Consider the following 24697-nt stretch of genomic DNA (forward strand, 5'->3'; position numbering starts at 1 on the left):
TACCTTGCCTCTAAAAGATGGCTTGAATATGTGCGCTAAAAGGCTCAGCACCCATAAACCCAGTAATGCGCTGTTGACTTAATTCCTTCCCTTGCAAATCAAAAAATAGAATTGAAGGTAAACCAAACACATTAAAATGCTCCATTAATTCGATATTTTCAGCGCTACCTGTTTCAGTTAAATCGATTTGAAGTAACACAGAGTTAGCTAGTGCTTGTTGAACTCTAGGGTCGGGGAAAGTGTACTGTTCAAATTCCTTACAGGCCACACACCAATCGGCATATAAATCTAACATTACCGTTTTTCCCTCATTATTTGCCTGTTTAATCGCAGCTTGTAATGCTTGCAATGTAGATACTTGCTTGAAGTGTTGCACTTGGTTAGATTGACTCGTTGAAGCAGTGGTTTGTTTAGCGCTAGGCACTACCAGCTGGTAAGCCATGTTTGCACCGACAAACATCATTAGAAAAATCAGCAGTGAACGCAAACCAAAGCCAAAACCTTTCGGCTTGTTTTGAGCGGCATTTTGATTTGCTACATAAAAATAGCTAGCACTAGCTAATACTAATAAGGCCCATAGAGCTTGGCTTGCAACGTCAGGTATAAAACGCTCTAATAAAAATATCGGAACAGCTAACAGCAACAAACCAAAAATATTTTTGATAATGTTCATCCAGTTACCTGCTTTAGGTAATAATTTACCCCCAGAACTACCTAGAATAAGTAAAGGTAATCCCATACCTAAACTTAAGGCATATAAAGCTGAGGCACCAAGTACAACATCACCAGTTTGAGAGATATATAATAATGCCCCAGTTAACGGTGCTGTTGTACATGGCGAGGCTACTAAGCCAGAAATAACCCCCATAATAATAACGCCGGTAATAGAGCCGCCTTTTTGTTTATTACTGAGATCATTTAATTTAGTTTGAAGGCTTGCAGGAAGTGCTAAATTAAACACACCGAACATTGAAAGCGCTAGAAATATAAATAAAGCACTCATCGCAATTAATACATAGGGATGTTGAAATATGGCTTGAAATTGAGCACCTGCGAGGGCAACAACAACGCCTAATAAAGTATAAGTAACCGCCATACCTTGCACATAGAAAAATGATAAGGTAAAGGCTTTTTTAGTGGTTATTTTCTCTCCTGCCCCAACAATAATACCCGTTAAAATAGGATACATAGGAAAGACACAAGGGGTAAAAGATAATAATAAACCACCAACAAAAAAAGCAACTAAGGTTAACAGTAAACTGTCTTGCTTTAACATGTCAGCTAATTGATGTTGCTCGCTAGCAGCGGTAGCTGAGGTTGTATTTGGTGTGTTATCTGTTGATGGTACGCTTATTGGCGTTTGTGAAGGGTTTAACGCTGATAAAACAGTCGAATTATCAGCCGTTGCTTGCAGAAGTACTTCATTTAATTGTACTGTTTTTTTAGTTGGCGGATAACATAAGCCTTTATCAGCACAACCTTGATAACGAATAGTAATACTTGCGTCAGCATTTGCCTGTTCTAAGTTAATCGTAAAGGTTAATTGTTCTTTATAAATTTGCTGAACACCAAAAAATTCATCTTCATGATCAATGCCTTGAGGCAGGTCTACCGCTGAAAATTGAACATTTTCTCCAGTAAACTTAAACTGATGTCGATAAAGATAGTAACCTTCGCTAATATCAAAGCTAACGTTGAGCAAGTTAGTTCGTTGATCAAAATTAAAAACAAATGCTTGGTCAACATGTAAAAATTCATCATCATTACTAAACAACGAGGAACTTGAGGTGTCAAAAATTGAATTTTGCGCTTGACTAACGTTCGGTTGCAAGGAGGTAAGCGTTATAAGTAATACACACAAAACCGGTAAATAAGTGCGGGTATATTGACTTAATGGTAAGTTAAAAAACGACAGTATTTTATTCATCAAAACAACTTTAAATAATCTTTTATCCGGGTTAAGTAGTGTTTTTACCTTGCCGGATATTCAAGGTAACCACATCTGTTGCAATACTGCATAATCCTGTATGCGCTGCACCACTTATTTAGTTTAATTATGACAAGGTCAATTATAACCCAAAAGTTTAGCCTTATTCTCTTAACTAAAACTTAACAACACAAGTAAAAAGTGGTGTAAAAATGCAGTGCGCTTGAAAAAGACCTGATCAGCCCAATATATATTACAAATAAAACAGGAGTCTTTATGTTTCGCATATTATTTGCACTATTTATTATTGTTCCCATTATTGAAATTACTGTGTTAATGCAAGTAGGGGAATTAATTGGCGCATGGCCCACCGTGGCTATTGTTGTTATTAGTGCTTGGTTGGGTGCTAAGTATGTTCGCCAACAAGGGCTTGCTACCTTGCAATCGGTTCAAGCTAAAATGGCACAAGGTGAAATGCCTTCTAGTGAAATAGTTACAGGGTTAATGCTATTAGTTGCGGGTGTGCTTTTAGTAACTCCTGGTTTTGTTACCGATATTTTTGGTTTATCGTTACTTGTGCCTAGCATTCGTCAAGCATTGGCTCGCTCAGTACAGGCTCATATTCATACTAGCCAAGGTGCGGGTTTTGGTGCAAATGCGCATTTTCATTCAAGTAGTTTTACTCAAACATCAGGGCACACTTATGAAAATGAGGTTGAGCCAGAGGACATATTTACTGAAAAAGCACCATTAAATCACCATCAAGGAGAAAACTTTGAAGGTGACTTTAAACGAAAAGAATAGAAAATAGCTGAAAAAATTAACAACAACACTTGTGAAGTATTTTTTAAGCCCCATCTAGTTACACATAAACCAATTTGTTAACACTCAATAGTCTCAGGAGACAATATATGAGCATTCGTCCATTACACGATCGCGTCATCGTAAAACGCAAAGAAGTCGAATCAAAATCAGCAGGTGGCATTGTACTAACAGGTAGTGCAGCCGAGAAATCAACTCGTGGCGAAGTTGTTGCAGTTGGCAATGGCCGTATTTTAGAAAATGGTGATGTACGCCCATTAGACGTAAAAATTGGTGACCAAGTGATTTTTTCAGAAGGTTACGGTGTGAAAACTGAAAAAATTGATGGTGAAGAAGTCCTTATTTTAAGTGAAGCTGATATTTTGGCTATCGTAGAATAGTCACATTAAACATATTCTCTTTCTAGTGTAAGCACCTTAGTTTTCTTCACTTTTGAGCACATCAACATAATGACACTGTTGCTTGAAAGTATAGCGTTTACATTGATTTTTAATTAGAAACAAATTTATAGGAATTAATAACATGGCTGCAAAAGACGTATTATTTGGAAATGACGCACGCGTAAAAATGTTAAATGGTGTAAATATATTAGCCAACGCGGTAAAAGTAACTTTAGGACCTAAAGGTCGTAACGTAGTGTTAGACAAATCTTTTGGTGGTCCAACAATCACTAAAGATGGTGTTTCGGTTGCTAAAGAAATTGAGCTAGAAGATAAATTCGAAAACATGGGCGCACAAATGGTGAAAGAAGTTGCTTCTAAAGCCAATGATGAAGCTGGTGACGGTACTACAACGGCAACAGTTTTAGCGCAAGCTATTGTAAATGAAGGTTTAAAATCAATTGCTGCGGGTATGAACCCGATGGATCTTAAACGTGGTATCGATAAAGCAGTAATTGCTGCTGTGAGCGCATTAAAAGACAGCTCTACACCAGTAACAGACAATAAGGCGATTGAGCAAGTAGGTACTATTTCAGCAAACTCTGATGAAACAGTAGGTAAAATTATTGCCACAGCCATGGACAAAGTGGGTACTGAAGGCGTTATTACGGTTGAAGAAGGTCAAGCCCTTACCGATGAACTAGATGTTGTTGAAGGTATGCAATTTGACCGAGGTTACCTATCTCCTTACTTTATCAACAGCCAAGAAAACGGTACAGTTGAATTAGAAAACCCATTTATTTTATTAGTTGATAAGAAAGTCTCTAACATCAGAGAATTACTAACAACTCTTGAAGGCGTAGCAAAAGCTGGTAAGCCATTACTTATTATTGCAGAAGATGTTGAAGGTGAAGCATTAGCAACCTTAGTTGTAAACAACATGCGTGGTATTGTTAAAGTTGCAGCGGTTAAAGCCCCAGGTTTTGGTGACCGTCGTAAAGCCATGCTGCAAGATGTTGCTACATTAACAGCAGGTACCGTTATTTCTGAAGAAATTGGTATGGAGCTTGAAAAAGCGACATTAGAAGACTTAGGCCAAGCTAAGCGCGTTATCATCTCTAAAGACAATACCACCATCATTGACGGTATTGGCGAAGAAGCTGATATTCAAGCACGTGTTGCGCAAATTCGTGGTCAAATAGAAGAATCATCTTCAGATTACGATAAAGAAAAACTTCAAGAGCGTTTAGCTAAACTTGCTGGCGGTGTTGCAGTAATTAAAGTAGGTGCAGCAACAGAAGTTGAAATGAAAGAGAAAAAAGCCCGTGTTGAAGATGCATTACATGCAACACGCGCAGCGGTTGAAGAAGGTGTTGTTGCCGGTGGTGGTGTTGCATTAGTTCGCGCTGCTGAGGCTATTAAAGACCTTGAAGGTATTAACGAAGACCAAACTCATGGTATTAATGTTGCTATTCGCGCGATGGAAGCGCCACTACGTCAAATCGTATCTAACTGTGGCGATGAATCATCAGTGGTACTTAATGAAGTGCGTAATGGTGAAGCCAACTACGGCTACAATGCGGGTAACAGTACTTACGGCGATATGTTAGAAATGGGTATTCTTGATCCAACTAAAGTAACACGTTCAGCATTACAATTTGCAGCTTCGGTTGCGGGTTTAATGTTAACAACAGAAGCAATGATTACTGACGCACCACAAGAAGCTGCTGCGGCTCCTGCAATGCCTGATATGGGCGGCATGGGCGGTATGGGTGGAATGGGCGGCATGATGTAATAGAGTTAAAACTCTATTCATATAAAGCTCTAACCAATTAAACGAAAGCCTGAATAGTGATATTCAGGCTTTTTTATTTGCTGCTTCTCAATATCTAATAATACTTTTTATGTCTTAATTGTGGGCAAGCGAAAGCTATCTCCCAGCCGAACCTAATGTTCACTAAGATACGTTAGCGGACGTTTACCACCTATATAAATATTGATTGTTTGACTATAAACATTAGCAATTAATTGAATAACCGGACATTGCAAAAATGTACCATAGCCGTCATTCACAAAGTTGCATTAACATGACTTTAAAGTGCGCACTAGAGATATTAATCAATATTATATGGTTTGTATAAACACGGACTTTGCACCATACTAACTTCGAATAAAATAATACTAATTAAAAAAGCACAATAAGGACATATATATGTTTAAACGTTTCATAAGCTTAGCTTTATTAGGCTTCGCCCTCACGGCATGCTCAAGTTCTGATCAAGAAGATAAAAATCGACAAATTTCGATACAAACCTATAGCGCTGAAGAATTCTTTAAAACAACTAGTACTTTTGGTTCATCCATTAACTATAAAGGTGATGCCGTTCTTGTAAGTAACGACGATTCAGGTATTTACAACGCATATAAAGTACCACTAAACGGCAGCTTGCCAACTCAGCTAACTTTTTCAACCGAAGAATCAATATACGTCGATTCTTGGTTTCCAAATGATGAAAGGTTTTTATTTTCAGCTGATAAAGGTGGAGATGAATTAGATCACCTATTTGTTAGGGAGTTAAATGGCGAAGAAACTGATTTAACCCCTGGTTCAGGACACAAAGCTAACTTTCTATCCTGGCATAAAGACAAAGAAACCTTTTATGTAATGACCAATGAACGTGATGCAAAATACTTTGATGTTTATCAATACTCAGTGAGCGATTATAGCCGACAACTCATATTTGAAAATACAACTGGATATTCAATTGAGTCGATGAGTCCAAATGGGCGATTTGTCGCGTTAAGTAAGTCGCATTCTAATAGTAATTCAGACCTATACCTTGTCGACATTTTAAAGAAGTCGCTTAAACCAACTCATGTATCACCACATGAAGGCAACGTTGAGTATTTTGCCTACACCTTCACTCAAGATAGTAAGCAATTAATCTATGCCACAAACGAATTCGGTGAATTTAATCAAGCTTGGTCATACGATATAGCGTCAGGTGAGCATACCATTAATTTCAAAGCACCTTGGGATGTAAGGTTTAGTTATTTTTCCGAAGACGGAAAATACCAAGTCACTGGAATCAACGCCGATGCACAAACAAAAATTGAAATAAAAGATGTTGCGAGTAATAAGTCTCTAGCATTGCCGAATATGCCAAGCGGTGATTTGCGTGGTGTGAACTTTTCTGCCGATTCTACAACTCTCGTTTTTTATGTTAATTCTGATATTTCGCCATCAGATTTATATGTGCATAAGATGGGAAGTAATAGCGTTAAGCGTTTGACCAACTCTGGCAACCCAGCAATTAAAGAAGAAAATTTGGTTGCGGGTGAAGTTGTACGATTTAAAAGCTTTGACGGTTTAGAAATTCCAGCAATTTTGTATAAACCAAAACAAGCAACTACTCAAAAAGTACCAGCATTGATAATGATTCACGGCGGCCCTGGCGGACAATCTCGTAAAGGATACTCTGCTTATACTCAGCATTTGGTAAACAACGGTTATGCCATTATAAAAATTAACAATCGTGGTTCCAATGGTTATGGCAAAACGTTTTATCATTTAGATGATAAAAAGCATGGTGACCATGACTTAAAAGACGTTGTATACAATAAGAAATATTTACAAACGCTAGATTGGGTTGATGAAGATCGTATAGGTGTAATGGGCGGTAGTTATGGAGGTTATCTAACGATGGCTGCTATGGCGTTTACCGATGAATTTAAAGTAGGTATTAATATTTTTGGCGTAACCAACTGGGTACGTACTTTAGAAAGTATTCCTCCATATTGGGAAGCGTTCAGACAAAGCCTATATGATGAATTAGGCGATCCAGCGACAGACAAAGAACGATTACACAGTATTTCACCTGTATTTTTCGGTCATCAAGTAAAAAGCCCTGTTTTAGTTGTGCAAGGTAAAAACGATCCTCGTGTGCTTCAAATTGAAAGTGATGAAATGGTTGAAGCTATTCGTGGCGGCGGCACTTACGTTGATTACCTAGTATTTGATGATGAAGGCCATGGCTTTAGTAAAAAGGCAAATCGCATCAGTGCGTCAGATAAATACCTATCCTTCTTAAAAGAGTATTTATAAGAGCACTATTTTACTTAGCTTGCTGTAGAGCAATATATGCTTAAGCAAATCATTTGGTCCAATGTTGTCGATCACCATTATGAAGCGCCTTTCATTATAGGGGCGCTTCTTATTATTCTAGTTTACAATAATGAAGTATGTATCAAAGGCTCAATGAGTTTGAACTAGCCCTAAATGAGCAAGAAATTTCAATTAGTATTGCCATTGATATGATCAAGTATATACAAAAGTTAATGTCAGCAAAGCGCTTAAGAAGGCATTGAGTAGAAACAAATCTAAACTCTGTGTTGGAATAGTGGTGAACCAAGATGTTTGTTTTTAACAAAAACTTTATTTTAATATTTATCAACAGCTTAACTAAGTCACTTGAGCTGCGGGGGTATAATGTGGGGTATCCCACTTGGTTAGTTTTATTTTTTAGTTGATTATCAAATGGATAGGCTGTGAGTGGGCGGCATGGTGTAATAGATTTCAGCCTAAATCGTTTTGTAATAAACCATAACGCATTGATTTTATAGATTTTCATTTGTACGTTTTATCAAACTTTATAATTTCAAGAGTATAAATTGGATTGCCGATAATTCATCTATGGGCAGGAAATTATGGTTTAAGTTACATGATCATATCAATTAAAGGAGTCAGAAAAGTAATCAACTGACTTTTACTTTCATTAAACGCTTTTGAAGGTTCCAGCAGCTTTTACACAGGCAAGTACTTGTGTAGCACCGATCTCAGCTTTGTATATACTGGGCCCATATCGATTTTATTGGGGGTGTTGTCGGCGTTAAATTCAACAGAAAGACCAAGTTCGGATATGCTGGGAACTGTTGCAACGTTGAGAACATGCTGATGAGTACCTTTTTTGAAATGATAAAATTGAGAAGTCATTAATCAAACAAACAAGGTTTAACCATCCAAGTAATCATTGAATTCTCTAATCAAATGAAGACGCTCTACAAAAATTGGGTATATCTAAGTTGAAAATGAAAGCAGAGGTATGCTGCAAAGAGAAAAGGAGAATCAGCCTTTAAAACCAGTTTACTTAGTTAATATAAAGCCTATTACTTATATTTAAGTATTAGGCTCGCAAATATCAGATAGGTAAAATTAGGTTGAAACCAGCGTTTTATTAGATGAAGACCCCATCAGTAATATGACACCTTGCACAATAAATAAGTAAGCACCTGATATCGGCATAATAACCGCTATAGTAATGCCAATAGCTATAAAGCCCCAACCAAGTGAAAGTGGCGGTATAAAGCCTTCGTTTAATGCTTTTTGTAGCATCAATCCAAACAACATCCAAAATGTACCGCTAATTAAAAACCAACTTATGGCTTCACGGTCAAATGCCATTTGCCCATTTACTACAGTTGAAAATAGCCAACCGTCTTGGTGCATGCCTATTAAGCTTGACCAACCAAGCATCAGCCCAATAAAGTTGTGTATCACGCCCGTGGCAAATAAATAATAACCGGAGTATTTCATCGCTTTCATGGTAGCTTCCTTTAAGTTTTAAAATTTGTTTATTAGCTATCAATATTAATTATCAATATTAGGGAGCAATGCTTTTGATGCCATAACCGATACTCTCAATGCGTCTTCTACGCTTGGTGTTGGATGAATTTGCTGCATGCCTAAAAAATTGGCGTAGGCCATTAAAGCAACATCTTTAGCTTGTGATTGTTCAAGCCCTAATTCGAAATAACACTGTGCTAAATATTCTTGTCGTTGAGTGTCTATTTTTTGCAAATGTACACTAATGGTTGGGTCTTTAAGTGCCCAAGCACGGATATGCACTTCTGCTTCAATGTTTGTGCTGGTAATGACTTTATCTAGCTTTTTTAACCGCTCTAGCGGTGAGTCTTGAGTATTGGCTTGTTCAATAAAGGCAACTGTGGTGGTTTCGTACCAATGCTGCATTAAGTTATCGATAAACATTGCACGATTTTTAAAGTGGTGATAAAAAGAGCCTTTAGTCACGCCTTTTAAATCACATAAAGGTGCTATTTTAAGATGGTCAGGCCCTTTTTTAATGAGTATTTCAAGTGCAAAGGTTAGCCAGTCTATGCGGTTTTTTTTAGCGGGTTTAGTCATATTCTTTTCGCCTTAATGGCATTGTTAATTACGATACGGGCAATAAAGTAATGAAAGGGCAGAACGGCATTAACGTAAATACGGCCAATCAGTGTTTTTTGATTAACCAAACTCGAAACAACGACGTTATTACCTTGCTTTTTGACACTTAAATAGAAAGTCATATGTTTATCATCGGCATAACTGATTATTTCATCATCTGACTTTTCAATAATAGTTAAAAAGCCTGCTTGATCGCCAATAGATAATTCATCGCTTTCTGGCCTTAAATTATCTTGTCCCACTTTAAAGCCAAATAGCTTTACCAGTTTATTGCGCAGTTGCATTAGGCCATTAACCCAACTAGGTAAATAATTAAAAATGGCATATTGCACTTCGCTGGGGGTAAGTTGCTTTTGTGATAACTGCGTTTGCAGTGCATCTCTGAAAAAAGGCGCGATTGCTTTGCCACTCAGACGATCATCGATTGGTAGCTTTAAAGCATGAATAGCGGCGAATATTTTAATCATCAAACTTTCCTTTATTCGGTAGTCAACCCAAATCAATAAACTTAAACCAACAAACTTGCAATACCCAACACAGACACGGTTGAAAAAAGTAACGTAGAAGGAAAACGAAACGGGTTAATATTCCCCTTTAGTGCAACCAAAGCACTGAGAACAGCAAAACAACTATTCAGAATACTTAAAAAAACAACCAATTCAGGTTTATTTGGATTTAATGCTACATATGCATAACCGCCACCCATCAAAAAAGTATAAATAGTGGTGATATGCCAGCAGTAATAATTCAACCATTTAGATGCAATAGGCAAGGAGGTATTGACTAGCAAAGGTTGTGCAACTCTACGACTACCGACAAATGTATGTACTAAAAATGTAACAAAGCTCATTACAACAGCTGTCCATAAAAATGTTACCTGCATTTAATACTCCTTACTAAGCTCAACTAGTTAACTGATATGAACGATTAAAAAGAACATATATTACATATAAAAACATACCATACAGTATGGTATGTTTTTATGTTATGATCATAACGATCATTAATCAAATTAAAATTGCTATAAATAATATTTACAATAGGAGAGGGAGATAGATCACTAGCTATTAAGTAGTGACATAAAGTTGCTTAACCTATATTAAATAGACAGGTTACTAGATGAAAAATTACCTGCAATATCTGCGTATTATATTTTCTTTGCTATTGCCTGTACTACGGCGCCAATACTTTATGAAAGGCGCCTTCAATAATATTCTGTTCTAATTCCAATAAATGGCTGAAGTGAAACGTGTTTAATTCACGGCTAAGCTATTCTTCAATGTCAGCCAATTTTAAAATGTGTGAGACAACGATGTTTCATTATTATTTTCGATTGTTGGCCAGTTCCATGCGTACCAAGCAATCGCCACTGAAATGAAAATCTCTATTGCCGTTAAAAATAGGTAAAACACCCAACCACCACCTAAATTTACCGCAACAAGCAAAATTATATAAAACATAGGCAATATAATATTTAATAAGCGATTAATTATAGGTTTTAACACTAAGGTGAAAAATATCATCACACTAGGTATTACCATGAGTAGCGCGACTGCAAAAAACTCTAATTGCGTTTCTGTTGTTGATTTTACCAGCATTGCTTCAGCTAGTACTCCAGGTACATAAATTTCGATATAGTCGCCATAGACATAACAAAACATTACCGCGACCCAAAGTGCAGAGATTTTCAGTTTGACGTTAATTTGAAAGTCTTCAAAAACTTGCGCGGTACTATTGTTTGAACTCATTTGTAACTCCATTTCTCTATTTGTTTTTACCCTTTGAACAGGCAAAAGGTGATGGTTAAAATTATTAGTGAAGGGCAATACCAAGGTTTGTATTAACACTTCATCAATCACAAGGTAACGAGGACACAATATTACAATTTGTCCGTGATTGTTTAAAATAATAGGCTTTATAAGCGCTTATGTCGTCCGAGACTAGAAGCGCGGACACTTTTTTAGGTATATTCTAGGATAATGAAGTAGAATTAATGCTTAAATATTTAAGTGTGCAAATAAGGTATGAAATTTGACTGACCCTATCGTAATGATTATCAGCATGATTATGCTAGGACAGATATTGTTAAGCGTTCCAATTCTTTTGAAGCGCGCATTGAAGTCTGTCGTTTTTTTACCCTTAGCAATCTTTTTATTCGCCAACGGCACAATCGCATTGGTGCCAGTTGTTTATGCACAATTTCCTGATGTTAGCCAACTTTATAGCGCGATAGCATTTCCTATTGCTTTTTTGTTGTGTCCTTCTTTATGGTTTTATATTGAAGGGATCACCGCTGAAAAACCTTGGCAACTAAACCGCAAACAAATACGCTATTTTTCTTTGTTATGGCCCGCTATGCTTATTGGTGTCATGATCCTGTCTTTACCAAAAAGCATGTATAACGACATGTTTATTGATGACCTTGATGTAGTTGCCCCTTTAGCTATCGCCACAGCTATAGGTTTATTGGTGTTGATGATGCTTTGGTTGGGGCAATGTGTGTATTTAGCTTTCCGTATTATTCGTCGTTTGGTTGATTATCGAAAACAGCTAAAAAACGTGTTTTCAAACCATGACGATAAAGCACTTAACTGGATGAACTGGCTACTATTTATTGCTATTTGCACATGGTTGTTTTCTTTGGTTACGGTGTTTTCTTCCAACCTATTTGACAACTTTTTATTTAATATAAGAACTGAGAGCTTGCTGTCCCTATTGTTGGTCTGGAGTTTGGCTCACTTTGGCTTGCAACAAAAGCCAGTTTTTACTGACTATGGTAAAAATGAAACGCTAGATACAGCAGCCCCAAATAATGATAATAGCATTGTACTCAGTCCTCCAATGAAGTATCAGCGTTCAGCACTAGATTCTGAGCAAGCAAGTCGTATTGCAGATAAAATTAATAACACGATGAGTAAGGAGAAGTTATATTTAGATTCAAGCTTATCATTGCAAAAACTCGCAAACCATTTAGCTATTTCTCCCAACTATATCTCACAAACGCTGAATGAAACGCTCTGCACTAACTTCTTTGACTTCATCAACAAGTGGCGTATTGAGGCTGCCAAATCGAAAATTTTAGCCAATCAAGACAGTGTGCTAAATGTCGCGCTTGAGGTTGGTTTTAACGCGAGACCTTCCTTTTATAAAGCCTTTAAGCAAGAGACTGGAACAACCCCAAGTGAGTTTCGTAAGCTATCTAAGTCAATGAAAGAAGGGAATGCTGGCGTCAATTCAATATAACGTTTTTGTAAATCTATTACTGAAGCATTAATCTTTTAAACTAAAGCCTTATTTCATCACTCACACTACTCTCTAAACGATTGAATACGTATGCATGCATACGTATTCAATCTAACATCCTCTCATAACTAGCGTTTAATAAACCAACAGCAAATGTTGGATATTTGTAACTCAGGTACTAAGCCCTACGATAAGCCTTATGACAAATGTGCTGTACAAAAATAAATTAAAATAAAATATAAAAACAAGGTGATAGTGATGAAAGTAAGAGCGTTTATAACCGCGGTATGTGTACTTCTCTTTAGTGTTGATGGCTATAGCTCAATCATTGACAATGGTGATTTCCAACGTTGTGATTTTCAAGGTTGGCACAAAGACACTGACGGTTTTGGTGACCCGGGTTCAACAGGGGATTTTAGTATTAATAATAATGCCGGCGACTGTAGTGCTGTTATTAGTGTTGATCTATTAGAGGGGGCTACTGCATTTAATGCCAATACGCTTTTCACTGCCTTAGACTTAACGGTTGCCAGTGGTGGTTTGCAGCTTAGCTTTGATTGGAATTTCTCTGGTTTTGATGACGGTAGCTTGTTAGCCGACAGTTTTTTTGTCAGTTTAAGCAATGGCACAGGAACTTTATTCAATGCTAATGGTGAACATGGACATCTTATTGAAGCGACTAGTCTCTACCAGTCAGGGGCTTTTTCCGCATTATTAGACCCTAGCTTTTACAACCAAACAAATTGGACCCTAGATTTCACTGTACAAGGTGGTTTTAACCCGACGTCGGTGTCATCAAAACTCATGATAGACAATGTTTTGTTAACTTCTGTAACAACTTCAGTGCCAGAGCCAAGTACACTTATCATGCTATTAATCGCTATGGTAGGTGTAATTAGCCAACAACGCTTTAATTCCAACCGAGGATAATGGCATGAATTTTTATAAAAAAACTCTGTGGCAATTAACGCTACAATTTGCGCTATTATTAATGTTACTGACTACCCCCTTTAGCTATGCTGCATGGCAGAATACAGCTGAAACTGATTTTAGTTATTCACCTCGTCCTGTTTACGATCGCATCAATAATCAATATTTGTCAATTGTTACTATTACTAACCAAGGTAGCGAAACATTAACCGGGCCATTTCGAGTTTTCATTCCGAGCAGCAGCCACCAGATACTAAATATTGATGGTCATGACGATGGTGTTCCTTATATCAATTTGTCGATAGGGGAACTAGCTGCAGGTGCCAGCCATAAGTTTACGTTAAAACTTGAGCTCAAACGTGCGCTTATTGCTTTTGAAATCATCAATAAGGTGGAGATAATCACGAGCGGTACAGGGCTTGAATTAAGCGATAATCAAATAGCTATTTTTTATCAACGCGCAGATGGTAACTATGATGGTTGGGGATTACATTTATGGAACGGCGAAGGTTGCGGTAATTATGCGAGTCCAACTACTGACAGTGCTCATTTTTCTCAGTGGTCATCTCCGTACCCTATTGATGGCATACATCCAGAATATGGCGGCTATTATATTCTTAGTGTAGAACCTGGTGCCGATTGCTATAACTTCATTATTCATAAGGGGAATGACAAAGCGCTTGGTGCTAGTAATAGTCGCTTCGAACCTATAAAAGCCGAGCAAAGCCAGCAGGCCTTCACCTTTAATGGCTACCCTGACATCTGGTATACCCCAGTTAGCACTCGGCCTGTTTTTTTGGATGGTGCGCGCGTTCATTGGTTAGACACCAGTACGTTATTATGGTCAACTGAAGTGAATAACGCAGATAGTTACCGTTTGTATTATGCCGCAGAAGCAGGTATTGAGGTTATCGACAAAGCGCTACTGAATGACTTACCATATAAAACACTCGCTACCAAAGATGCTAACGCGAGTTATTATCAACAAAACCCACACTTAAATGGCTTTAAAGGCTTCACCTTAGATATAGATGATGCTCAAGCAAAACAATTAGTTAAAAATCAATTACTCGTAGTCGCTTTAGATCAACAAGAAAATTTACTCGATGCGACACGTGTGCAGTCGCCACGTTTATTGGACTATTTGTATACCCGCAACAGCTTAGATGCTGATGAAGCAAACTTAGGTGTTAATTATCAAGATGGTCAAGTAACCGCAGCAGTTTGGGCGCCTACTGCAAGCCAAGTGGCAATTAAGATTTATAATGTTGCAAAGCAAGAAGTAAAGACTCAGCCAATGCTTGTCGATGAAGCGACAGGTATTTGGTCTTATCGCACGGAAAAATCGACGGTTGATCGCCTTTATTACCGTTATCAATTAACCGTATTTCATCCACTGACCAGTAAAATGGAAAACTTAACGGTTACAGATCCTTATTCTGTCGGTTTATCAACTAATGGTCGATATAGTCAATTTGTTGATTTAAACGACGATGAATTAAAACCACAAGGCTGGGATACTCATGTTGTACCTACAGTAGCAAGTTTTGAGGACAGCATTATTTATGAAGGTCATATTCGTGACTTTAGTGCTTTAGACCAAAGCACAAGCGCAGAGAATCGCGGAAAGTATCTTGCTTTTACCGAAGCAGACTCTTTACCTATGCAGCATTTACAGCAACTACAAGCGGCAGGTTTAACGCATTTTCATGTATTACCTGCCAATGACATCGCCTCTATCGAGGAAGATGCTAGTCAGCGTGTTGATGTAACCGATACGGTGGCTGATTTATGCCAACTGAACGCTAATACGCCAGTATGTGGTGTCGAGAATGACAATACTGTACTACTTGATGTCTTAAAAAATTACGACCCAAGTACAACACAAGCGCAAGCACTGGTTGAATCAATGCGACGTTTTGACGGCTTTAATTGGGGGTATGATCCACAGCATTTTGCCGCACCTGAAGGTAGTTACGCTTCAAATCCTGATGGCATTAGCCGCATCATTGAAATGCGTGCAATGAACCAAGCATTGCATGAAATTGGACTACGGGTAGTACTTGATGTTGTCTACAACCATGCCGCATCATCAGGCTTATATGATAACTCGGTATTAGATAAAGTAGTACCAGGGTATTACCATAGGTTAAATGAATATAGTGGAGCTATTGAAACCTCTACTTGTTGTGAAAATACGGCAACAGAGCATAGAATGATGGCTAAACTAATGAATGATTCATTAGTGAGCTTTGCCAAAAATTTTGGCTTTGACGGCTTTAGGTTTGACTTAATGGGACATATTCCTAAGCAAGCTATTCTTGAAGCAAGAAAGGCGGTATTAGCTGTAGATGCTGATAGCTATTTTTATGGTGAAGGTTGGAATTTCGGCGAAGTGGTCAATAACCGCCGTTTTGAACAAGCATCACAACTTAATATGGCCGGCAGCGAAATAGGCACATACTCTGACCGACAACGTGACGCTGTGCGAGGCGCTGCTTTATTTAATGATGGCGGTAGTTTAGATGATCAAGATGTTATCCGTATTGGTTTAGTTGGGAATATTGATAGCTATCAGTTTGTTGCCGCTAGTGGTAACTATCTATCTAGTTATGATTATCAATGGAATGGTCAACCAGCAGGTTACAGTAGCGACCCAGCAGATACCGTTAATTATGTCTCTAAGCATGATAATGAAACCTTATGGGATCAGCTACAGTATCATTTGCCTGCCCAAATGAGCGTTAGCGATAAAGTAAGGGTGCAAAATATTGCGCTTTCATTACCACTATTGAGCCAAGGAATTCCATTTTTACAAATGGGATCAGATTTAATTCGTTCAAAATCAATGGATAGAAATACCTATGATGCCGGTGATTGGTTTAATCGTATTGATTTCACACAAACACAAAGTAATTGGAATATTGGTTTACCGTTAGCCCAAGACAACCAAAATAAATGGCCAACGATTAGTGCGATTAGTGCTAATGCGAATAATGCTTTTAGCGCTCAAGCAATTAACTTAACGAGTGCTCTATTTAAAGAGTTTATCAATATTAGAGCAACCAGTAAGCTATTTAGATTGACCACGGCAGAGCAAGTATCTAACCGTATTAAGTTTCATAACATTGGTACCGAGCAGCGCCAAGGTTTAATAGTAATGAGCTTAGATGATGGAATAGGGTTGACAGATTTAGACCCGGCAAACGATGCCATTGTGGTGCTATTTAATGGTACTAGCAGTGAACAGTCTTTCAACGTTAATAATGCGACTAACTTTGAACTACATCAAAACCAGGCGAACTCAGCAGATACTCGCGTGCAAACCGCTAGTTTTAGCAATGGCAATTTTGTTGTACCTGCACTAACGACCGCAGTATTTGTTAAACCACAAGGAGAAGAGCAAGGTTTTGGTTTATCGGCATTACCTGCTTATGGCACCAACACCATTTATTTACGTGGTGCGATGAATAATTGGGATACTTCCTTGCCTTTTATTTATATGGGTAATGATAAATACCGACTAGCTACAGATTTACAGCAGGGTGAATATCAGTTCAAAATTGCAGATGATAGTTTTTCAACGGCAAATATTGGTGGTGGGTTCAATATGCCTATCGCTCAAGCGACTAGCTTAATTAACGGCGGCAATAATTTAACATTAAACCTTATTGCTGATGGTAAGTATGTGTTTGAATTAGACGCTAGCGACGGACACAGCCCAAGTTTATTGATAACACCAGATGAACCACTAGCAATACCAGCACCTTACGGTGATAAGGTTATCTACTTAAGAGGTTTAATGAATGAGTGGGGCACTAATCGCCCATTAACTTATCAAGGTAACGGTATTTATAGTGGCCGTTATCAAATCTCCGACGGCCAACATTCATTAAAAGTTGCTGATGCTGACTGGGGAGGCACAGGTGGTCCTAATTTGGGTGGGGCACACGCTATAACGTTAGGTACTAACGTTGAGTTAACACCAAACTCTAATGATAACCTTTCATTAACGCTTGTTAACACCCAAATATTAGCTTTTGTACTTGATGCGAACGACATAAATACACCTGTATTAACGATAAGTGAAATAGTAGAATAACGCTCTATTCGTGCGTAAAACTATATTTTTTATCGTGTTTGATTACTTTATGGTGCTGCGCTCATTAAGAGCGCAGGCCTATTTATCGACTTTACCGTAAAGTTACTTCATGGAATACCAGCATAGAGCTTCGAGAGCAAATAATTAAGCCCTTTATCCGGGGAGAACAAAGTGCGTCAAATTATAAAGGATATGGCGTTGGCTTAGCGATTGTAAAACGTGTGCTTGATTGGCATAGCGCCAGCCTAACCGTTGGTGACTCTCATGAGCTTTCTGGGGCGGAGTTTAAGCTGGTATTGCCGAAAATAATCAATTTTTGATAAGGCAAGATCCCTAAAAGCTTTTATGCTAAAGGTGATACGCTATTACTTTGCACTGATATTTTGTTGCCAATCATAAAAATCTGTTTCTAGGGTGCTATAAATTTCTTGGAAAATGCCATAAGTTTCACCGGCAGAAAAGGCTGAACATGGCTCAACTTGTTCTTTTTCAATAAAGGTGATTAACGCGTTTAACCGCTCAAGATCACCGTACATAAAGGCAACCCAAGCCCAGCTGCTATAATACAGGTGATGAATGTCTAAATTTGCCCATTGTTGATAGTCAAAAAACTGCATTAACGGATAGGGCGGTTTGGTTAATTGATTGGTGTAAAAAACAAGGCTGAGTTTGTCATCTTTTATGGTCATATTCTCATAAAATTCAGCCATGCCTTCATTAAACATCCGTGGCGTTTTACCTATGATGTGTGCATTAAAGGCGTGAACCGTTTCATGAAGGGCGGTTTTTAGGGCTTTTTCATCAGAATGTTGGTAATCAATATAAGCAATATTTAATCCACCAAAATAAACGCCAAGAGAGGTAATTAAATTATCAGCATAAAACCCAGTGTAATAATCATAATCGGTTCGTTCAGGGGTGATCACTAAATTTAATTCTATTTTGCGCTCAGCTGAGTCGCCTAATAATTTAATGTACTCTTGATGTAAAATGTTAATTCTTGCAATCAGCGTTTCTTCAAAATAGGTTGTCATTTTGACTGAATAAAGGTTGAGCGTTAAATTAGGGCTGAGCTGATAAAACTGGTGTTGATACTGGTTACTTAATCGCTGGGTGGCAGTTGTAAGTGACGCTTGGTAATCCATATGCAATCTATCTATACTACAAAGATGTTCGTCAAACACATCTTGTGAAGGGTAATGGTTTTCTACTTTATAAGGAGGAGCAACGGGCGGCGCAACGTGCACTTTTTCGGTTAATACTTGCTTAGCCTTAATGGGTGTTAAAGCTTTTGGTTGGCTGTGGGCTTTTTGCTCAATGATAGGTGCTGTGGGCATTATTTTTTTATCAGCAAGCGGGCTGATGATAACGAGAGCAATAACAATAGCAACAAGGTAAATGAGCCAGTTTTTATTTTTTTTAGTTGCCATAATTTACTAACACAATTGAACAAGTGATGGTTGCTATAGTTGAGTTGTGGAAAAATATCCAGTCATTTGAGTTAATGAAAAAATCTCAGCTAAAGTACAATTTAGCAGTTTTAGTTTAAAACTCAAAACAATTCATCACAGTGATTGAGTACCTGTCCTTGTGATGCTTGAAAGTATTATTTCACTAATGAAGACAACGGCGCCAACTGTATTTCAGCGTGAAATAGAACTTCTTTTGTGGCTAACACGCAACTGCAATGATGCACAACAGATTGAGCGTTCTTATCAGCTGATTTAATAGGAGAGCTTAGTAAAATATTTAAACAATCATTACTTTGAAGCGTGCTCATTACTTTGTTATCAATCGACAATTTATGAGACAGGTATATCATTGGCTCTGCAATCAAGTCTTGTCCAACTGCCTGTGCTCGCTCTAAGAGCGCTGATGATATCAAACTTAGTGGGTACATTTCAGGAAAGCTGACTTTATCAATAAATTCATCAATGTAGTCAGATTGCTCAGCGAATGCACTGGTTAGAAAGTTTTTAGCATTACCAACAATCATGTATTTACGTTTAACAAAACAGTGCGAACCGGTGATAAAGCTTCGATCATCGCTATTAAACACTTCCTCAAAATTTGGTAATGGCGCAATACCTTTTATCAAGTGAGCACTGCTTTGTCGTTTATAGCCGAGTAACACTGTTTTACCGTTTGCTTTAAGTGCGACTCGATTTGAAAAGTACTCAGTATTGGCACCAGATGATAGGCGGCCATCACGAACTACTAGTGAAATACTATCACCTGGTTTAACTGCACCGGCAAACGTGAGTTCATACTGGCTAAAGTTCAACGGTGAGCCGCTAATTTGTGGCTTGTTTGCGGTATTTAATTGTTGGATGTAATTTTTAGCAGAACGATTGACCTGGTCTTCTACAAAGCAGCCTAATTGAAAACCTAGCGCAACTGTTCCGCGAAAAGGGTTATCTTTTATCTTGTGCCAGCGGTGCTTATCATGAAACAAATTAAAGTCGTCGGTAGCGTTGCGTGCAGCTTCAATGTGCATCTGACTCATTATATATTCAGACATGGTATATCCTATTTCGTAGTCGCCTTTTGTAAAATAGTACGCGTTTTATGTAATATCTCGAACATTTTTATGGTCTAATCTATTATAGACCATACGGAGGATATGCTTATGAAAACGTTTACGACCATATTATTAATCTTGTTAGTCATTATTTTGTTGCCTAGCAAAACATACGCTGCAACCGCTGAAGTTACTTGGACAGATTATAAAAAATATCGGGATATTGACTCGGGTAATGAACACCGTACACACTTTAGAGAACGCACGTTTAAAAACTTTGAAAAACACTTTAATAAGTTAGCACAGCGTCTTCCTGAAGGTATGGTCCTCCATATTGAGGTCACCGATGTTGATTTGGCGGGTGATACCCTCATCGGCGGCATTGACCGTTTGCGAATCATTAAAGAACTTTATTCACCACAATTGACTTTTTCTTATCAATTACTTGGCTCTGATGGCGGGAAAATTGCTGCAGCATCGGTAAAATTACGAGATATGAACTTTATGATGGGCAGCAGCCTTAGATACCGCAATGATGCTTTAGGTTATGAAAAGAAAATGCTAGATGACTGGTTTAAAAAAGCTTTCAATGATCATATTGTGGAAAAAAACCAATAACACTTTACCTACATTTTGTTATTTAACCACAATGACAACTAAGTATTGTGGTTAAATATCGTAACAAAATAAAGAGTGGCATGTATTTATGCGCTATGAGTCTGTTCAAAACCGGCTAATACCGTAAATAGCTGTTCTATTTTTTTGACTAAAGGAATAAGTAATTCCTGTTGCTCTTTATTAGCCTGCCACTGCAATAAATCATCGGCGATTTCTTCAACATAAGGCTGAAATGTATTTGCACTATTATTAAAACCAGCATCTTTTTTGAAAATAGCTTCAAATCCGGCTTTTTTTTGTGCTCTTAAATCAGCTAATGTTGCATCAGCAGTCAGGGATCTTTTTAAAATTAAAGATATATTTTCGATCAATTGTTGTTCTATCGCTTTAGTCATGGTGTATTTTCTTACTCAAAAAGTGGGGTGATTATTCCAGCTTATGCTGTGAATGTTTAGTTTAATGTTAAATTAATAGGGGTTTTATTTGCTTGTCCCGCTAATTCTCGCACCAATTTTGGCATTAAAAAGCCGGGCAAGATGCTAAGCATTTCGTTAACTATTTTTATTGCTCTTTCTTCTTTGACATCAAAATGGGCGGCGCCTTGAACGGGGTCAAATAAATGTAAATAGTAAGGCATTATGCCGCTATCAAAAGCTTTTTCACATAGGGTAATAAGTGTTTTAGCATTATCGTTTACCCCTTTAAGCATTACGCTTTGATTAAAAATTGGAATACGCGCAGCTTTTAACGGCTCAAGCGCATTAACAAGTGAATCATCTATTTCATTACCATGGTTTATATGTAAAACCATGGTTGCTTTTAAACGACTATGGCTTAGTAGTTCAACTAATTTCGGGGTAATACGATTGGGGATCACCACGGGCAAGCGTGTATGAATGCGTAAGCGGGTCACATGAGGTATCGCCTCTATTTGCTCTACAAGCCAAGTTAAATGTTCATCGCTGGCCATCAGTGGGTCGCCGCCACTAAAAATCACTTCAGAAATTTCAGTATGTTTGCTGATGTATGTTAATGCTTGCTGCCAGCGCTGCTTGTTGGGGCTGTTCTCGTGGTAGGGAAAATGACGACGGAAGCAGTAACGGCAATTTATTGCACACCCAGCTTTAACGATCATTAATACTCGATGCTTATATTTGTGCAGTAAGCCTTCAGCAACGGTATCATGCTCTTGCAGAGGATCAGTCATAAAACCGTCAGTCACAACAAATTCGTTTGATAGTGGCATCACCTGTTTTAATAACGGATCGTCAATATCCCCAGGCGCCATACGTTTTATAAAAGGTATGGGGACGCGTACTGGAAATAATTTTCGAGCTTTAAAGTGCTGTAAATAATTCTCACTATTAATACCCAACATAGATAATAATTTTTCTGGGTCAGTGACCACTTGCTGTAGATCTTTTTGCCATGAAATTTCACTGCAAAGATGCAATTGTGGGTCAATTTGGGTTATTATCTGCGACAATTTTTCACCTGAAAACTCTTTTAATTTGTTGTTTTTGCTCATGTTTTTGTTTTTAGGTTTATGTGTTGTTTACAGCGCGATAACAAGTGCTTATTTATTATACACTTGCAAATTTTCTCTATTTGTCAGGCACTAAAAAACCGCTATAAAAAGCGGTCTTTTTTGGTGTTTTTTTTCTATGCCGCAAGGTGTCTAAATGCCTCGGCAACCTTTGGGTTGTGTACCTTTTCAGCGTATGCGGCTAAGTATACTTGTTGTGGTGATAAGCCACTCATTTCAATCATTTTATCGAGTAGTTCATCATTTGGTACTTGTCGGCCATTTCTGTATCTGCTGAATGAGATTCTAGAAATGCCAAGTTTTTGAGATGTCTTATTGTCTGAAACTCCATTGCAGACCTTGTCTAGTACGTCTTGAAAGTTCATTTCATTCTACCTGATGTTGTTAGCTTTTTTAATTTTAGTACCTGTAAAGCATTTTGGCAATCGTATCGGTACACTTTACAGGTGTATCGGCATGCTATACCTTATTATTCGCTTTAGCGGTGTAGGCCGTTTTACTGATGTTGTTAGCACACTTCATGTTATTTCAGTTCATAGCCGCCAAAGCATCTTACTTACATTTATTCCCTTGGTGTTGCCTGTTGCAACGGGCGCACCGCCCTTTTTTTAGGTTTGGGAATGCTAACGGGGGGTAACTGAATGCAAGCTGAACAAGTAACGATTGTTGATAATACAGCCGCTTTTAGAGCGCGTTTACAGCAACGGTGGCAAGCCAACATGACAGACATCTCCTTAATTAAAAAAATGATTTTAATGCGCTATTACGCGCAAAAGGGGAAGTTATGATTTCAGTTAATGCGAAAGTAAAAAAAGGCGATTTTAGAGGTTGGATTCAAAACGCTAGTGACTCTAAAAGAACAATTCAATTTATACAAATATGGTCACCTGATGATTCAAGAGTGAGTTTAGAATTTGATTGCATTGAAGAGTGGCAACGTTTTATTGATTTTTTCAATATAACCGACATTACCGACATGCGAAAAAAGCCAGAGTAACGAGCAAAACAAAGCCCATGCCTTAAACCGCGTGGGCTTTCTTTTGCTCGTTAAAAAGGTTTTTAGCTATCAGGGTGTGTAATTGGGTTGAAGAGATTGGTTGCACACTACGTTAAAAAATGGGGTTTGAGTGGCCCAGTTCAATATCAAGGATCTATCACCGACATTGAACGCAGTACGAAGCGATGAACGCGCAGGGTTCGCAACCTGCTAAATAACAAGTGCAACGGGTAAACCAACGGCAGCACGTTAAAAAGGCGAGGTAAGTTGTTTAATGCGTTTGTGTGGTGGGGCTGTAGGTGAAAGGGCGCATTTAATTGAAAGCGTAGCATATCCCATCATCGTTAACGGTTATTAGCCCGTTAACGCGTCTGAAACGAACAAAGCGTGTTTCAGATTGCACCATTGCCAGTAGTGATTTAACCAAGAAAAGTCGCAGTTAGCGACAATTTTTTTGGTGGTTCTCTAGGGGCTTGCTGCATCTGAAGCGCAGCGGAAGAGCAGCAACACCGGTAAATCATTTCGAGGCTAGCCGAGCGCATTTATTCTCGAAAGGTGAAGGATTGGAGCGCTAGCGACCACCTTTAAGCGCAAGCCCTGAAAGGGCTTGTAAGAGGTCTTTGTTTTAAAAGGCAGGAATAAAGCAATTTCCAATACGGCAGCAGAGTGAGCCTATTAGCAAGCGGTAGAGGGATAATCTAGCCAATGGACACGCTCAAATCTTGCAGGGGTGGAAATTTTTCGCCCTCAAAAAATTTCGTAACGATAAAGAGGTACTTATGAATGAAGAAATAGCAGCATTGAAAAATTTGGCGATTGAATTTGAGGGGGCAAGATTGCCCACCACCAAAGCGAACATTGCCGAAAAAGCCATGAAGATTTTAATCCCTTTGGTAATTCACCAAAACCAAGAATTGTTTAGTTTAAAAGTGAGGTTGAGCAAATGTCAAAAGTAAATGCTGATATCGGAGAAATTACATGCGCGTGGTGTAACTCAGTTGTGCCAGTACGTAAAAACAGAAATTCAAAATTATATGTTGCTTGCTCTCATTGCGGCCAACAGCCCTTAAACGCTCAGGGCGGTCAAGAAATCATATTGGAACGCGCGACAATTTACGGGGCAGACGTTAAACAAACGCCCGTACAACCCAAAAAAAGCCCCGTGCCAACGCAAACAATTGAAACGCCACCACCAGAAAAACCCCGAGAAAGTTCGGGTTTTTCATTCTTAGATATGTAACGGAGGTTTTATGTTTATAACGTTACTAATTTTAAATGTATTTATATTTTTTCTATGTTTTTTTTGTATTCATAAAGCTTTTTTAAAATGGGAATATTTTGAAGATGGTTTAAACAGAATGGCTTAC

Annotated in this window: 25 protein-coding genes; 14 read left to right on the forward strand and 11 right to left on the reverse strand. The window is 38.2% G+C overall.

Annotated features, from left to right (window positions below):
* Positions 1-10: 10 nt before the first annotated feature.
* Positions 11-1927 carry a protein-disulfide reductase DsbD gene (locus ABXG98_RS06385; protein ID WP_353537860.1) on the reverse strand — a complete coding sequence of 639 codons (1917 nt, stop codon included), beginning with the start codon at positions 1925-1927 and terminating at the stop codon, positions 11-13.
* A 276-nt stretch (positions 1928-2203) separates the two neighbouring features.
* On the opposite strand from ABXG98_RS06385, the gene ABXG98_RS06390 reads away from it, so the two are divergent.
* From ABXG98_RS06390 to ABXG98_RS06405, 4 genes are all read left to right on the forward strand, one after another.
* Positions 2204-2731, forward strand: coding sequence for an FxsA family protein (locus tag ABXG98_RS06390; protein WP_353537861.1), 528 nt, complete (start codon positions 2204-2206; stop codon positions 2729-2731).
* Between the two features lie 107 nt (positions 2732-2838).
* On the forward strand, positions 2839-3129 hold the full coding sequence (locus ABXG98_RS06395; RefSeq protein ID WP_353537862.1) for a co-chaperone GroES: 291 nt from the start codon (positions 2839-2841) through the stop codon (positions 3127-3129).
* A gap of 142 nt (positions 3130-3271) precedes the next feature.
* Positions 3272-4924: a chaperonin GroEL gene (gene groL / locus ABXG98_RS06400; RefSeq protein ID WP_353537863.1), complete on the forward strand. Its 1653-nt coding sequence runs from the start codon at positions 3272-3274 to the stop codon at positions 4922-4924.
* 417 nt (positions 4925-5341) lie between these two features.
* Complete coding sequence (locus ABXG98_RS06405) at positions 5342-7234, forward strand: prolyl oligopeptidase family serine peptidase (RefSeq protein WP_353537864.1); 1893 nt, start codon at positions 5342-5344, stop codon at positions 7232-7234.
* Positions 7235-8341: 1107 nt separating this feature from the next.
* On the opposite strand, the gene ABXG98_RS06410 is transcribed toward ABXG98_RS06405, so the two are convergent.
* The 5 genes from ABXG98_RS06410 to ABXG98_RS06430 form a co-directional block, all read right to left on the reverse strand.
* On the reverse strand, positions 8342-8731 hold the full coding sequence (locus ABXG98_RS06410; protein ID WP_353537865.1) for a DUF6463 family protein: 390 nt from the start codon (positions 8729-8731) through the stop codon (positions 8342-8344).
* 45 nt (positions 8732-8776) lie between these two features.
* Entirely contained in the window at positions 8777-9331 is a 555-nt protein-coding gene (locus ABXG98_RS06415) for a TetR/AcrR family transcriptional regulator (RefSeq protein ID WP_353537866.1), read from the reverse strand.
* On the reverse strand, positions 9328-9840 hold the full coding sequence (locus ABXG98_RS06420) for a DUF2867 domain-containing protein (protein ID WP_353537867.1): 513 nt from the start codon (positions 9838-9840) through the stop codon (positions 9328-9330). The genes ABXG98_RS06415 and ABXG98_RS06420 overlap by 4 nt, the downstream gene beginning before the upstream one ends.
* 41 nt (positions 9841-9881) lie before the next feature.
* On the reverse strand, positions 9882-10256 hold the full coding sequence (locus ABXG98_RS06425) for a hypothetical protein (RefSeq protein WP_353537868.1): 375 nt from the start codon (positions 10254-10256) through the stop codon (positions 9882-9884).
* 409 nt (positions 10257-10665) lie between these two features.
* Positions 10666-11121, reverse strand: a complete 456-nt coding sequence (locus ABXG98_RS06430; RefSeq protein ID WP_353537869.1) for a DUF6326 family protein — start codon at positions 11119-11121, stop codon at positions 10666-10668.
* 283 nt (positions 11122-11404) lie between these two features.
* Between ABXG98_RS06430 and ABXG98_RS06435 the strand changes: the two genes are divergently transcribed.
* The 4 genes from ABXG98_RS06435 (at position 11405) to ABXG98_RS06450 (ending at position 17968) form a co-directional block, all read left to right on the forward strand.
* Entirely contained in the window at positions 11405-12616 is a 1212-nt protein-coding gene (locus tag ABXG98_RS06435; protein ID WP_353537870.1) for a helix-turn-helix domain-containing protein, read from the forward strand.
* A 258-nt stretch (positions 12617-12874) separates the two neighbouring features.
* Positions 12875-13546 (forward strand): PEP-CTERM sorting domain-containing protein, encoded by a 672-nt coding sequence (locus ABXG98_RS06440; RefSeq protein WP_353537871.1) that lies wholly within the window; start codon positions 12875-12877, stop codon positions 13544-13546.
* Positions 13547-13550: 4 nt separating this feature from the next.
* Positions 13551-17648 (forward strand): pullulanase-type alpha-1,6-glucosidase, encoded by a 4098-nt coding sequence (gene pulA, locus ABXG98_RS06445; RefSeq protein ID WP_353537872.1) that lies wholly within the window; start codon positions 13551-13553, stop codon positions 17646-17648.
* A gap of 122 nt (positions 17649-17770) precedes the next feature.
* Positions 17771-17968 (forward strand): ATP-binding protein, encoded by a 198-nt coding sequence (locus ABXG98_RS06450; RefSeq protein WP_353538000.1) that lies wholly within the window; start codon positions 17771-17773, stop codon positions 17966-17968.
* A gap of 45 nt (positions 17969-18013) precedes the next feature.
* Here the strand turns inward: ABXG98_RS06450 and ABXG98_RS06455 are convergent, their stop codons facing one another.
* Together ABXG98_RS06455 and ABXG98_RS06460 are read right to left on the reverse strand one after the other, a co-directional pair.
* Entirely contained in the window at positions 18014-19078 is a 1065-nt protein-coding gene (locus ABXG98_RS06455) for a hypothetical protein (RefSeq protein WP_353537873.1), read from the reverse strand.
* Positions 19079-19254: 176 nt separating this feature from the next.
* Positions 19255-20169 (reverse strand): hypothetical protein, encoded by a 915-nt coding sequence (locus ABXG98_RS06460; RefSeq protein ID WP_353537874.1) that lies wholly within the window; start codon positions 20167-20169, stop codon positions 19255-19257.
* A 108-nt stretch (positions 20170-20277) separates the two neighbouring features.
* Here ABXG98_RS06460 and ABXG98_RS06465 point away from each other — a divergent pair, with 108 nt between their 5' ends.
* Positions 20278-20787 (forward strand): DUF3016 domain-containing protein, encoded by a 510-nt coding sequence (locus ABXG98_RS06465; protein ID WP_353537875.1) that lies wholly within the window; start codon positions 20278-20280, stop codon positions 20785-20787.
* A gap of 86 nt (positions 20788-20873) precedes the next feature.
* Here the strand turns inward: ABXG98_RS06465 and ABXG98_RS06470 are convergent, their stop codons facing one another.
* The 3 genes from ABXG98_RS06470 to ABXG98_RS06480 form a co-directional block, all read right to left on the reverse strand.
* Positions 20874-21182, reverse strand: coding sequence for a hypothetical protein (locus ABXG98_RS06470; protein WP_353537876.1), 309 nt, complete (start codon positions 21180-21182; stop codon positions 20874-20876).
* 56 nt (positions 21183-21238) lie between these two features.
* Positions 21239-22315 (reverse strand): EF-P beta-lysylation protein EpmB, encoded by a 1077-nt coding sequence (gene epmB, locus ABXG98_RS06475; RefSeq protein WP_353537877.1) that lies wholly within the window; start codon positions 22313-22315, stop codon positions 21239-21241.
* 134 nt (positions 22316-22449) lie between these two features.
* Positions 22450-22698: a helix-turn-helix domain-containing protein gene (locus ABXG98_RS06480; RefSeq protein ID WP_353537878.1), complete on the reverse strand. Its 249-nt coding sequence runs from the start codon at positions 22696-22698 to the stop codon at positions 22450-22452.
* 91 nt (positions 22699-22789) lie between these two features.
* Here ABXG98_RS06480 and ABXG98_RS06485 point away from each other — a divergent pair, with 91 nt between their 5' ends.
* The 5 genes from ABXG98_RS06485 (at position 22790) to ABXG98_RS06505 (ending at position 24570) form a co-directional block, all read left to right on the forward strand.
* A complete protein-coding gene (locus tag ABXG98_RS06485; RefSeq protein WP_353537879.1) occupies positions 22790-22945 on the forward strand; it encodes a hypothetical protein in 156 nt (51 codons plus the stop codon).
* Positions 22946-22974: 29 nt separating this feature from the next.
* On the forward strand, positions 22975-23121 hold the full coding sequence (locus ABXG98_RS06490) for a hypothetical protein (protein ID WP_353537880.1): 147 nt from the start codon (positions 22975-22977) through the stop codon (positions 23119-23121).
* On the forward strand, positions 23118-23330 hold the full coding sequence (locus ABXG98_RS06495; RefSeq protein WP_353537881.1) for a hypothetical protein: 213 nt from the start codon (positions 23118-23120) through the stop codon (positions 23328-23330). Before ABXG98_RS06490 ends, ABXG98_RS06495 begins: the two co-directional genes overlap by 4 nt.
* A 779-nt stretch (positions 23331-24109) precedes the next feature.
* On the forward strand, positions 24110-24286 hold the full coding sequence (locus tag ABXG98_RS06500; protein WP_353537882.1) for a hypothetical protein: 177 nt from the start codon (positions 24110-24112) through the stop codon (positions 24284-24286).
* On the forward strand, positions 24274-24570 hold the full coding sequence (locus tag ABXG98_RS06505) for a hypothetical protein (RefSeq protein WP_353537883.1): 297 nt from the start codon (positions 24274-24276) through the stop codon (positions 24568-24570). The genes ABXG98_RS06500 and ABXG98_RS06505 overlap by 13 nt, the downstream gene beginning before the upstream one ends.
* The last annotated feature ends 127 nt before the right edge of the window (positions 24571-24697 follow it).

It is taken from the genome of Colwellia sp. KU-HH00111, assembly GCF_040362745.1.
GTDB lineage: Bacteria > Pseudomonadota > Gammaproteobacteria > Enterobacterales > Alteromonadaceae > Colwellia.